9 protein-coding genes are annotated in these 12,058 nt (G+C 67.2%); 4 read left to right on the plus strand and 5 right to left on the minus strand.

The window, feature by feature from the left end; genetic code table 11:
• The 3 genes from A5747_RS07320 to A5747_RS07330 form a co-directional block, all read left to right on the plus strand.
• On the plus strand, positions 1-1,137 hold a 1,137-nt coding region (locus A5747_RS07320), incomplete at its 5' end, for a beta-ketoacyl reductase (RefSeq protein ID WP_142245480.1).
• A complete protein-coding gene (locus A5747_RS07325) occupies positions 1,134-4,205 on the plus strand; it encodes a type I polyketide synthase (protein ID WP_076122992.1) in 3,072 nt (1,023 codons plus the stop codon). The genes A5747_RS07320 and A5747_RS07325, both read left to right, overlap by 4 nt.
• Before the next feature lie 144 nt (positions 4,206-4,349).
• Positions 4,350-5,411: a type III polyketide synthase gene (locus A5747_RS07330; protein ID WP_076122993.1), complete on the plus strand. Its 1,062-nt coding sequence runs from the start codon at positions 4,350-4,352 to the stop codon at positions 5,409-5,411.
• Here A5747_RS07330 and A5747_RS07335 read toward each other — a convergent pair.
• Both A5747_RS07335 and A5747_RS07340 read right to left on the minus strand, forming a co-directional pair.
• Positions 5,394-6,677 carry a cytochrome P450 gene (locus A5747_RS07335; protein WP_142245486.1) on the minus strand — a complete coding sequence of 428 codons (1,284 nt, stop codon included), beginning with the start codon at positions 6,675-6,677 and terminating at the stop codon, positions 5,394-5,396. The genes A5747_RS07330 and A5747_RS07335 overlap by 18 nt on opposite strands.
• Positions 6,678-6,691: 14 nt before the next feature.
• The gene (locus tag A5747_RS07340) at positions 6,692-8,458 is read right to left on the minus strand and encodes an ABC-F family ATP-binding cassette domain-containing protein (protein WP_076122995.1); all 1,767 of its coding nucleotides are present in this window, start codon (positions 8,456-8,458) and stop codon (positions 6,692-6,694) included.
• Between the two features lie 532 nt (positions 8,459-8,990).
• Between A5747_RS07340 and A5747_RS07350 the strand changes: the two genes are divergently transcribed.
• The gene (locus A5747_RS07350) at positions 8,991-9,353 is read left to right on the plus strand and encodes a DUF732 domain-containing protein (protein ID WP_076122997.1); all 363 of its coding nucleotides are present in this window, start codon (positions 8,991-8,993) and stop codon (positions 9,351-9,353) included.
• A 15-nt stretch (positions 9,354-9,368) separates the two neighbouring features.
• Here A5747_RS07350 and A5747_RS07355 read toward each other — a convergent pair whose 3' ends face one another.
• The 3 genes from A5747_RS07355 to A5747_RS07365 form a co-directional block, all read right to left on the minus strand.
• The gene (locus A5747_RS07355; protein WP_139333389.1) at positions 9,369-9,854 is read right to left on the minus strand and encodes a hypothetical protein; all 486 of its coding nucleotides are present in this window, start codon (positions 9,852-9,854) and stop codon (positions 9,369-9,371) included.
• Between the two features lie 75 nt (positions 9,855-9,929).
• A complete protein-coding gene (locus tag A5747_RS25665) occupies positions 9,930-11,279 on the minus strand; it encodes an ATP-binding protein (RefSeq protein WP_158070256.1) in 1,350 nt (449 codons plus the stop codon).
• Positions 11,279-12,022, minus strand: coding sequence for a response regulator transcription factor (locus A5747_RS07365; protein ID WP_076123096.1), 744 nt, complete (start codon positions 12,020-12,022; stop codon positions 11,279-11,281). Before A5747_RS07365 ends, A5747_RS25665 begins: the two co-directional genes overlap by 1 nt.
• Positions 12,023-12,058: the final 36 nt, after the last annotated feature.

A 12,058-nucleotide genomic window follows, 5' to 3' on the forward strand; every position in this document is an offset into this window, starting at 1 on the left:
GATCGCGATGCGGTGGCGGCGTTGATCGCGGGGCTGCCGGCGCAATATCCGCTCAAGGGGGTGTTTCACGCCGCGGGGCTGCTTGATGACGGGCTGATTGATTCGTTGACGCCGGATCGGGTGGATGCGGTGTTGCGGGCGAAGGTGGATGGGGCCTGGAACCTGCACGAGCTCACCGCGGAACTGGATGTTTCGGCGTTTGTGATGTTCTCGTCGATGGCCGGCATCGTGGGCGCCTCGGGGCAGGGCAATTACGCGGCGGCCAACAGTTTCCTCGATGGTCTGGCCGCCTACCGGCGTGCGCAGGGCTTGGCGGGGTTGTCGGTGGCGTGGGGGCTGTGGGAACAGGCCAGCGAGATGACCCGACACCTGGGCGAGCGCGACAAGGCCCGCATGACCCGAGCCGGGCTCGCGCCGCTGTCCACCGAGCACGCCCTGCAACTCTTCGACGATGCAATGCTGGCCGAGCGCCCCGTGCTGGTCGCCGCCCGCATCGATGCGGCCGGGCTGGGCGCAAGCGGCGCAGTGCCGCCGCTGCTTCGTGAGCTGGTCGCCCGTCCGGGGCGCCGGCTCGTCATCGATACCGACAATGCCGTGTCGACATCGGGGCTGGCCGCCCGGCTGCAGGGGCTCAGCGCCGAACAGCGTCACCTCCAGTTGGTGGAATTGGTGTCCACCAACGCCGCAACCGTTTTGGGCCGCCCCAGCGCGGACATCGACGCCCAGCTGCCGTTCCAAGACCTCGGATTCGACTCGTTGACCGCCGTCGAGCTGCGCAACCGGCTCAAAACCGCTACCGGACTGACCCTTTCGCCCGCCCTGATCTTCGACCACCCCACCCCGGCGGCGTTGGCCGAACATGTCGACGAGCAGCTCAGCTTTGCGACAATCACCGGGGGTCCACCCGACCGGTTGGCTCGTTTCAACGACATCGCCCGCGAGCTCCAAACGCTGGTCGACCAACCCGACTGGAGCCCGGACGAAAAAGCCCAGTTCTCCGCCCGCATCCAAACCATCCTCACCGGTCTGGCGGCCCCGGCCCCCAGCCAAACTCACATCGACGACGGCGATGACATCGCGACCGCCACCGACAGCGAGCTCTTCGCCATCCTCGACGAGGACGTCGGCCCCCGATGACGGACGTGGCGATCATCGGCCTGGCATGCAGGTTTCCCTCCGCCGCCGGGCCACGCGATTTCTGGCGCCTCGTTCGCGACGGCCGGGAAGCCACGCAGTTGCCGTGCGACGTCGCCGAGTTCGACGCGGACTTCTTCAACCTGTCGCCACGCGAGGCCCGCGCGATGGATCCCCGGCAGCGATTGGCGCTCGAATTGGCGTGGGAACTATTCGAGGACGCCTTCGTGGTGCCGGAAACGCTGCGCGGCGAGCGGGTTTCGATTTACGTCGGGGCGATGACCGACGATTATGCCGTCCTGACGCTTCACGACGCACCGAACGACCTCGACAATCTCGATCACCATTCGTTCGCGGGGGTCAGCAGGGGGATGATCGCCAACAGGATCTCCTACGCCTTCGGGTTGCAGGGCTCCAGCATGACCGTCGACTCCGGTCAATCGTCTTCGCTGGTCGCGGTGCACCTGGCATGCGAAAGCCTGCGCACCGGCGAATCGCCGCTTGCGATCGCCGGCGGGATCCACCTCAATCTCGCCGACGAAACGGCGCTGCTGGAAACGGAATTCGGTGCGCTGTCGCCGACGGGCCACACCTACGCGTTCGACGAACGCGCGGACGGCTACGTGCGCAGCGAAGGCGGTGCCCTGGTGCTGTTGAAGCCGCTGCCCGCGGCGTTGGCGGACGGACACCGCATCCACGCGATCATCCGGGGAAGTGCCGTGGGCAATTCCGGACACAGTTCGGCCGGCCAGACCGTGCCTTCGGTTTCCGCACAAGCCGAGGTCATCCGGCGCGCGCTGCGCAGCGCGGGCCTCGGACATGACGACATCGACTACATCGAGGCCCATGGCACCGGAACGGAAATCGGTGACCCGGTCGAGGCGAGGGCGTTGGGTGAGATATTCGCCGAGCGCCGGGATCGTCCGGTCGGCGTGGGATCGGTCAAGACCAACATCGGCCACACCGGAAGCGCCGCGGGGATAGCCGGCCTCCTCAAGGCCGTGCTGGCCCTCGAAAACGCAATGATCCCGGCAAGTCTCAACTACACCAGCCCGCCGCCCGGAATCGACCCGAAAATCCTCGGCCTGCACGTCCATACCGAGCCGACACCGTGGCCGCTGCGGGACGGCCCGAAGCGGGCCGGGGTGTCGTCGTTCGGAATGGGCGGAACGAACGCCCACGTGATCGTCGAGGAGCCTCCCTCCGCGCCGGAAAGCCTTGTGGCCGAGCGCCCGAACACAGAGGTGGCGTGGGTGCTGTCGGCTCGGTCGGCTGAAGCGCTGGCGAATCAGGCCGGGCGGCTGGCCGAACATGTGCGAACGGATGAACGCGTAAGCGTGGCCGACGTGGCGTGGTCGTTGGCGACGACCCGGTCGGTCTTCGAGCACCGCGCGGTCCTCGTCGGCGGCGACCGCGGGCAGTTCGTCGCGGCGTTGACGGGGTTGGCCGCCGGGCGGTCGGACGGCCACGTCGTGGTGGGGCGGGCCGAAGGGCCGGGCAAGACGGCGCTGGTGTTTCCGGGCCAAGGCTCGCAACGGTTGGGGATGGGCGCCGCGTTGTATGAACGTTTCCCGGTGTTCGCGAAGGCTTTTGACGAATCCGTGCGGGCGTTGGACGGGCAGCTGCGGCTGCCGCTCAAGCGCGTGATGTGGGGCGATGACGCGGCGCTCCTGGAAAGCACCGAGTTCGCCCAGCCGGCGTTGTTCGCCCTCGAGGTCGCGTTGGCGGCGTTGTGGGAATCGTGGGGTGTCGTACCGGACGTGGTGATGGGTCATTCGGTGGGCGAGATCACCGCGGCGTACGTGGCGGGCGTGTTGTCGCTCGAGGATGCCGCGAAGGTGGTGGCGGCCCGGGGCCGGTTGATGGCGGGGTTGCCGGCCGATGGTGCCATGGTCGCGGTGGCCGCCGGGGAAGACGAGGCGGCCGCGCTGCTGCGCGACGGCGTGAGTATCGCGGCGGTCAACGGCCCTACAGCAGTGGTGATTTCGGGCGAGCAGGGCGCGGTGGCCGCCATCGCGGATCGGTTCGCCCAACAGGGCCGCCGCGTGCATCGGCTGGCGGTCTCGCACGCGTTTCATTCGCCGTTGATGGACCCCATCCTCGACGAATTCGGCCGGGTGGTGGCGGACGTGTCGGTGCGTCAGCCGCGAATGGGATTGGTATCCAACGTGACTGGGCAGTTGGCCGGCCACGGCTACGGAACGCCGCGGTACTGGGTCGAGCATGTGCGGCAACCAGTCCGTTTCATCGACAGCGTCAGGACAGCCGAGTCGCTCGGGGCCGACGTGTTCGTGGAGGCGGGTCCCGGGGCGGCCCTGACGGCCGCGGTCGAGCAATCGTTGACGAACGAGCGGGGCAGGGCGGTGGTCACGTTGGTCGACGACCGTCCCGAAATCGATTCGCTGCTCACCGCCGCCGGGCGCGTGTTCACCGCGGGCGTGCAGGTGGATTGGCCCGCGGCGCTGGCCGGCACACCGGCCCGCCGAGTGGAGTTGCCGACATACGGATTCGCCCGCCACCGATATTGGCTGGACGCGGCCGCGGGCCCGCCGATCGCGAGCCGCTGGGCGGGCCTGGCCGAGCAGCTGCGAGCGCTATCCCCCGCCGAGCAGCACCGCCGGCTGCAGGAGTTGGTGTGCTCGCACGCCGCCGCGGTGTTGGGGCACCCCGGCGGCCACGACATCGAGGCCGAGCGCGCCTTCGAAGACCTCGGTTTCGAGTCGATGACCGGGGTCGAACTACGCAACCGTCTCACGAGCGAAACCGGGTTGGCATTGTCGCGCACGCTGATCTTCGACTATCCGACCCCTGCGGCATTGGCCGTTTACCTTCAACAACTTCTGCACGGCGATCATGAATCGGACGACGAGAAGATTTGGTCGACGCTGCGAAAGATTCCACTCCAGGAGCTGCGCCGAACCGGATTGCTCGACAAGCTTTTACTGCTCGCCGGCGAATCGGAAAAAGTTGTTCAAGATTCCACCGTTAGTGACGACGTCATCGACTCTTTAAGCCCCGATGCGTTGATCGCGATGGCGCTCCATCAAGACGACGACGATAGCATTGCTTGACGAAAGCCGCGCTGGCAGAATCGATTACGCGACGGCTATCCGATACCTATTCGACAGATGTTGAATAGCAGTGGCTTTGCCGCACGACACGCGACGGCTAAACTTTGGGAACCGCGGAAATCGCATTTGAGCAGAGGGTAGGGCATGAGCGTCATCGCAGGTGTGTTCGGTGCCTTGCCGCCGCATCGGTACAGCCAAAGCGAAATTACCGACCAATTAGTCGAGCTGCCCGTACTGAAAGAACACGAGGGCATTGTCCGGCGCCTGCACGCGGGTGCGAGAGTGAACAGCCGCCACCTGGTGCTGCCCCTGGAGAAATACCCGTCGCTGACCGACTTCGGCGAGGCGAACGAGGTCTTTATCGAGAACGCGGTGGACCTGGGTTGCGAGGCGCTGCTGGGCGCCCTCGACGAGGCGGGCCTGCGACCGCAAGACATCGACATGATCGCCACCACGACCGTGACCGGGGTGCTGGTGCCGTCGCTGGATGCCCGCATCGTCGGACGCCTCGGCCTGCGACCCGACGTGCGGCGGGTGCCGATGTTCGGTCTGGGTTGCGCGGCGGGGGCGGCGGGGCTCGGTCGGCTGCACGACTACCTGCGTGGTGCGCCCGACGGAGTCGCGGTCCTGGTGTCGGTCGAGCTCTGCTCGCTGAGCTTCCCGGCGGTCAAGCCGACCGTGTCGGGTCTGGTCGCCACCGCGATGTTCGGCGACGGCGCGGCGGCGGTGGTCGCCGTCGGCGATCGTCGCGCCGAGCAAATGACGGCGGGTGGCCCCGACATCCTCGATTCGCACAGTCGCCTGTATCCGGATTCGCTGCAGATCATGGGCTGGAACGTCGATTCCGCCGGCCTGCAGCTCATGCTGTCACCCGAGCTGCCGAGCCTTATCGAGCGCTACCTGGCCGACGACGTCAACACCTTCCTCGCCTCGCGCGGCCTGACCAAGGACGACATCGGTGGCTGGGTGGCCCACCCCGGTGGACCGAAGGTGATCGACGCGATCGCCAAGAGCGTGGAGCTTGCGCCTGAGGCGCTCGAGCTGACGTGGCGTTCGCTCGGCGAAATCGGCAACCTGTCGTCGGCCTCGGTGCTGCACATCCTGCGCGACACGATCGCCAAGCCGCCGCCGAGCGGCAGCCACGTGCTGTTGCTGGCGATGGGCCCCGGGTTCTCCTCGGAAATGGTGCTATTGCGCTGGCACTGAGTCGATGACGTCGACGGTCAGGCCCGGCTTTGGTGCCAGCGCGGCAAGGTTGGCCGCGCGAATCCGCTGAGCCGGTAGGCGCAGCCGGGTCCTGGCGACCACCCTGGCCAGCATGACCATCATCTCGGTGGTCGCCATCGCCGCCCCGATGCAGCGGTGCAAGCCGCCACTGAACGGGATGAACTCGTGCGGCGCGGGCTTGCGGTAGTCGGGCGAGCCGGGATCCCAACGAGCCGGCCGGAATTCGGTTGGGTCCGGCCAGATCTCGGGAAGCCGGTGCGTGACGTACGCGCTGAAGATCAGTAACCGTCCGGCGCGGATGCGGTGTCCGTCGAACCGGAGGTGGCGCATCACCCGCCGGGCGGAGATCACCCCGGGTGAGTACAGCCGGAGCGTCTCGTGCACAACGCCGTTGAGATAGGTGAGCGCATTCAAATCGGCGGCGGCCGGCGGCCGGTCACCAAGCACGCGAGCCACTTCCTCGGCGGCGCTGTCCCACGCACCGGGCAGGGCGAGCAGCGTGTAGATCGCCCAGGCGAGCGCGCCGCTGGTGGTTTCGTAGCCGGCGGTGATGAGCGAGATGATCTCGTCGCGAATTTCGTTGTTGCTCAAGGCGTAACCCTCGTCGCCGCGGCCGTTGATCAACATGGTCAGCATGTGGTCGTCGGGCCTGGGAACGGCGCGGGCGCAGGCGATTTGGGTGTCGACGAAGTCGTGCAAGCGCGAGCGCGCGGCCGTCGCCCGCCGCCATCCCAGCGAGTTGAGCCGGCGTTGCAGCGCCACCACCTGCGGCAGCTGGTGGGTCAGGTCCAGCAGGGGTTGAAGTTGCTCCCCGAGAAAGTCGGAGTGCATCGCGATCCGCGGGCCGAACAGGCTCTCTGCGGTGCTACGCCGGACCGCCGAGCGACAGTGCCGGTAGATGTCCAGCCGTTGGCCGGGCCGCCAGCCGTCGATGACGGTGTCGATAGTGGACACCATGGTCTGCACGTAATCCTGAATCTGCCGGTGTCGCAGGCCCGGCGCCACCACACTGCGGCGGCGCCGGTGGTCGTCCCCGTCGCTGACGATCAACGCCGTGGGCCCGTCGACGAGCGCCAGGTTCTCGAAAGTTTCGCGCCAGCTGAACGCGTCGGCGTTGGCGAAGACGAACTTGTTCGCCTCGGGCCCCAGGAGATAGGTGTAGCCGTGCCGGCCGATGCCGGAGTTGATCACCGCGCCGCGGCGCCGGTACAGCGCGAGCAACGCCTCGCCGGGCAGGTAAGGCACCGGCCGGTAATTGCTCATTCCAGCACCTCCGATAGCTCGAGCCAGCGCGCTTCCGTTGCCGCCACCTCATTTTCGAGGAGGCGCAACTCTTCGGTCAGTCGGCTCAGCGCGACATGATCGGACTGGTCATGCTCGGCGAGTTCGGTGTGTTTGGCCGCGATTCGGTCGGCGAGGCGAGCCAACTGGCGGTTGGCCGCGGCCAATTCCTTCTCGGTCGCGCGACGCTGCGCGCCGGACATCTCGTGCGACGGTTTCGCCGGCCGCGGCTTGTCCGGGATCGGCCGCGCCGCCAGCCGCAGATATTCGTCGATGCCGCCGGGCAGGTGCCGTAACCGGCCGTCGAGGATCGCGTACTGCTGGTCGGTCACGCGCTCGAGCAGATATCGGTCGTGCGAGACGACGATCAACGTGCCCGCCCACGAGTCGAGCAGATCCTCGGTGGCGGTCAGCATGTCGGTGTCCACGTCGTTGGTCGGCTCGTCGAGAAGCAACACGTTCGGCTCGGACAACAGGGTGAGCATGAGCTGCAGCCGGCGTCGCTGGCCACCGGACAGGTCGCCGACTCGCGCGGACAGCTGACCCCGGCCGAATCCGAGTCGCTCCAGCAGTTGGGCCGGGGTGACGTCGCGGCCGTCGACCTGATAGTCGCCGCGCAGCCGGCCCAACACGTCGGCGATCCGGTCGCCGGCGAGCGCGGCAAGCTCCTCACCGCGCTGGTCGAGGACGGCGAGCTGGACGCTCTTGCCGCGCTTGACGCGCCCGGCGCCGGGCTTAATCGTGCCGGCGATCAGTCCCAGCAGGGTCGACTTGCCGGCGCCATTGGCGCCGACGATGCCCGTGCGTTCACCCGGGGCGATCCGCCATTCGACGTCGCGCAGCACCGGCACGCCGCCAAACGACACCGACACGTCGAGCAGATCGACGACGTCCTTCCCGAGCCGCGCGGTCGCCAGCTTGGCCAGCTCGACCCTGTTGCGCAGCGGCGGCACGTCGGCGATCAGCTGGTTGGCGGCCTCGATCCGGAACTTCGGCTTCGACGTCCGCGCCGGCGCCCCCCGCCGTAGCCAGGCCAGCTCCTTGCGCATCAGGTTCTGCCGTTTGGCTTCGGCCGCGGCGGCCAGCCGGTCGCGCTCGACGCGCTGCAGGACGTACGCCGCGTACCCGCCTTCGAACGGTTCGACGATCCCGTCGTGCACCTCCCACGTAGTGGTGGCGACCTCGTCGAGAAACCAGCGATCGTGCGTCACCAGCAGCAGGCCGCCGCTGTTGCGCGCCCACCGCTGTTTCAGGTGGCCGGCCAGCCAGGTGATGCCCTCGATGTCGAGGTGGTTGGTGGGCTCGTCGAGGGCGATCACGTCCCATTCGCCGATCAGCAGCCTGGCCAGCTGCACCCGCCGCCGCTGGCCGCCGCTCAGCGTAGCGATCTCCGCGTCCCAGGCGATATCGGAGACCAGCCCGCCGACCACGTCGCGGACCCGCGGGTCACCGGCCCACTGGTGATCGGCCCGCTCGCCGACCAGCGACCAGCCCACAGTGCGCTCCGCGTCGAGGGTGTCCGCCTGGCTCAACGCGCTGACGCGTAACCCGCCGCGCCGGGTGACCCGACCGGAATCCGGCCGCAGCTGACCGGTCAGCAGGCCCAGCAGGCTGGACTTGCCGTCCCCGTTTCGGCCGACGATGCCGATGCGCGCGCCGTCGTTGACACCCAGCGTGACCGAATCGAACACCACCTGAGTCGGATATTCGAGGTGTACGGCCTCGGCCCCGAGTAGGTGCGCCACCGGGCCGACGTTAGTCGAGCGAAGTCCGGATATTTGGGATCGGTAGCGGTCCACTTCCTGTTAGCTGAGGCAATGTCATACGGGACCGCAAAGAAAGTCGTTGCCGGGGCGCTCATGTCGGGAGTTGTTGCGCTCACCGGAACGGGGCTCGGCCTAGGTATCGCACACGCTCAGCCGTTCATTCCGGGAGACGGGCCGGTGCCGCCCGGCGCATCCGGGCCGTACAAATGCTGCCCCGACGATGAAAAGGGCGGCCTTCACCCACAGACCGGTCGGGGCTGCCCGCCAAATGTCAACTGGGACAAGACGCAATGCCACACGTGGTACGGCGTCGTTTGGGGCCATGGAAATGTCACCCCGGGAGTTTGGGAGGGCACGGACCCGCCGCCGCCGGAAGCGACGCAGAAGCCATGGTGCGGGTTTCCCTTCATGTGTTCGGGAACACCGTGATCAACGGCCGGTAGCCCACGGGTGACTTTTTGGAATTGCCAGGCGATTTCACCGGATTACGTCTACTGTTTTCGCCGTGGATATGGCAACGAATGGTGGCATCATCCGGTCTGCCGGCGCGATCTTCGTGGCCGTCGCGGCTTTTGCCGTGATCCCTTACGCGAACGCCGATCCGCCACCGGGATGCATCGTCGGGCCCGGACCGGCTCCGGACTGCGCTATGCGTGCTTTCGAGGCAGACGTCGCCGCGGCCGGTTATCGGGACGCCGGGGGCAGAACCGTGGGACTGGACCAGGCCCTGGATATGTGTGGGCTGATGGACCGAGGTCTCACTCCGCAGGAGACGGCGAGCTATTTCCTGCGGGACAATCCGGGGCTGGGTCCGGACGGGGCGAACCAGATCGTCGGGATCGCGATCAACGACCTGTGCCCGTGGCACCGCTGACAACGGGCCGGGTTGTCAGCAGGTCACGTGGCTCAGCGCGCGGATGGGCTCGGTAGACGTGTCAGTCTCGCCGGCAAGCTCGCGGCGAGCGAACAACTCGAAGGCGAGCTCGTGGGCGATGAGTTGGTCGACGATCGAGGCGTCCGAAGGCTCGACCAATGAGCGGAGTCGCGCGTAGCGACCGAGGTACTCGGCGGCGGCGCCCACAAAGCTTTTCAGCATGGGCAGGTATTCGACGTCGGTGACGTTGCCCGCCGCCTCGACGATGGCCTTGTCTGGCTCCGCGGGGATGCCCAAGCGCGCGATCACGGGCTCCAGCAGCTCCTTGGTGGAGCGCTCGAGGCACCTCAAGAGGTCGATCTTCTCGCGCAGCGTCGGGTCGGTGTTGCGCTCCGCCATCCCGGCAAAGTACGCCTCGCCCAATACTTCGCCCTGGTAAGACTCGACCCATAGGCGGACTGCTTCGTCGTTAGTGGCACTGGCTGAGTCGGTCATCGTCACAGAGACCACCTCCTTGGCGGCAAAACCTTTAGGCCAGTCTTGCTTACGGGGGCACAGGCGCACAATCGCGACGGATCAGCCGCCGTGCGGGTTGGTGGTGGACGCGGCGGCAAGACGGATGGTGATTTCGGCGCCACCAGCGGGACGATTGCGGGCGGTGAGAGTGCCGTGGTTGCGTCGCGTGAGGGTGTCGACGATGGCCAGTCCGAGGCCGGTGCCGCCTGTGGTACGCGCGGTGTCGGCGCGGGTGAACCGGTCGAAGGCGTGTGGGAGGAAGTCGGGTGGAAATCCGGCGCCGTGGTCGCCGACGCGGATCTCGACCCCGTCGGGGGCGGACCTCTGGACGTGGATGGTGATCGGCGGGGCACCGTGTTGGGTGGCGTTGTCGATAAGGTTGCTAATGATCCGATCCAGGTCATTCGGCTCGACGCGAACGTATTGGCCTGCGGAGCAATCGATGTCAAGTTCGCCGCCGCGGCTACGTCGATAGCGCTCGCCGATCACCTGCAGATGGGTCCGTAAATCGATGGTCGGTGGCTCGGGCGAGCTGCCGGTGTCTGCGACGGTGAGCAGATCGCGCGCGAGGCGGGACAGCCGGGCGGTCTCGTTCAGCGCCGAACGGATTGCGGCGACCAGTTCGGGGTTGCTTCGTGGGCGCCGCAGCGCGAGTTCGAGTTCGGTGGTCAGCAGGCTAAGGGGCGTGCGAAGTTCGTGGCCCGCATCGCTGACGAACTGTCGTTCCCGCTCCAGCGCTTCTTGTAGCCGCTGCAGGAGTTCGTTGAAGGTTGTTCCCAGATGGCGGATTTCGTCATGGGCCGGCGGGACGGGTAGGCGCGCGTTTGTGTCGGCTGCGCTGAGCCCGGCGGCGCGGGCGCGCATACGCTCGACCGGTCGAAGGGCGGCCGCGGCCAACAGATACGCGCCAAGGGCCGCGGCCAATAAAACAATTGGGAAACCGGTGGCCAGTTCATTGCGCAGGTCCGCCACGGCGGCGTCGCGATCTGCCAGGCTCTGCGCGGCCACCACCACACGTCCGCCGGGAACCGGGCCTGCCGCCACCCGCACCGGGCCCTCCAAGTTGCCAAGCCGCGGGTGATCCACGATGAGTTGGCCGCGTCGGGCAGTGACCAGTTCGGCACGTGACAGGGCAGTTTGACCGACGAGATTGGGGGTTGCGGCCAACACCTGACCATCGGGGGCGATGATCTGCTGGGCGGTGTCGGGATCACCGCCGGCCAGCATTGGATCGGACGCGGCCGCCAACGACCGCAGGTTGGCCAGCCGATAGGACAGGGACTCCGTGATGGCCGCGTCGAGCGATTCTTTGGTGTGAGCGACAGTGAGAGCTCCAACGGCCAACAAGACCAGCGCCATCACCGCGGTGAAGGCGGCGGCGAGCCGGATCCGGATCGGCCAGCGCCGCATCATTTGCCCGTTTCGTCGGGCGCACCGCCGTCGGTACACATCCGGTAGCCGATGCCGCGCACGGTTTCGATAGAGCACACCCCGAACGGCCGGTCGATCTTGTCTCGCAGTGCGCGGATGTGGACGTCGACCACATTCGAACGTGATTCATACGCGAAGTCCCAACAGTGTTCCACCAGCAGTTCTCGGGTGAGCACTGTGCCGGGTCGACGCATGAGTAGTTCGAACAGCCCGAATTCCTTGGTGGTCAGGGCGATTTCGACGTCGCCGCGCCAGCATCGGCGACTTGCGGGATCGGCCCGTAACGGTCCGACGGTCAAAACGCTGGGTCGTGGAGTCGGCCCGCGGCGGATAAGCGATCGGAGCCGGGCGAAGAGCTCGTCGAGGTGAAATGGTTTGGTGAGGTAGTCGTCGGCGCCGCCGTCAAGTCCCGCGACGCGATCGGTGACAGCCCCGCGGGCGGTGAGCATGAGCACCGGTACCCAGTTCTGCCGGTCCCGCCATTTGCGGCAGATATCGAAGCCGGACATCCCCGGCAGCATCACGTCGAGCACCACCGCGTCGTAGTCGTAAACCATGGCGGCCTCGTAGCCCGTGGAGCCGTCGGCGACGATGTCGACCGCGTAGCCGTCTTCCGCCAGGCCGCGGCGCAGCAAGTCGGCCATCTTGGGCTCGTCTTCGACGACTAGCACACGCACCGTCGTCACCATCCTTCCCGGGTTCGGCGTCGAGCCCGGATCCATCATCACCTTTATGCGGGGTGAAACAGGTGTAGTCGG

The organism is Mycobacterium sp. IS-836 (genome assembly GCF_001954275.1).
Lineage (GTDB): Bacteria > Actinomycetota > Actinomycetes > Mycobacteriales > Mycobacteriaceae > Mycobacterium.

What these genes read in the sequence shown, in the direction of transcription:
- A5747_RS07325 (WP_076122992.1), top strand. Translation starts at nt 1,134, where the DNA reads ATGACGGACGTGGCGATCATCGGCCTGGCATGCAGGTTTCCCTCCGCC.
- A5747_RS07330 (WP_076122993.1), top strand. Translation starts at nt 4,350, where the DNA reads ATGAGCGTCATCGCAGGTGTGTTCGGTGCCTTGCCGCCGCATCGGTAC.
- A5747_RS07350 (WP_076122997.1), top strand. Translation starts at nt 8,991, where the DNA reads ATGGCAACGAATGGTGGCATCATCCGGTCTGCCGGCGCGATCTTCGTG.
- A5747_RS25665 (WP_158070256.1), bottom strand. Translation starts at nt 11,279, where the DNA reads ATGCGGCGCTGGCCGATCCGGATCCGGCTCGCCGCCGCCTTCACCGCG.
- A5747_RS07365 (WP_076123096.1), bottom strand. Translation starts at nt 12,022, where the DNA reads ATGGATCCGGGCTCGACGCCGAACCCGGGAAGGATGGTGACGACGGTG.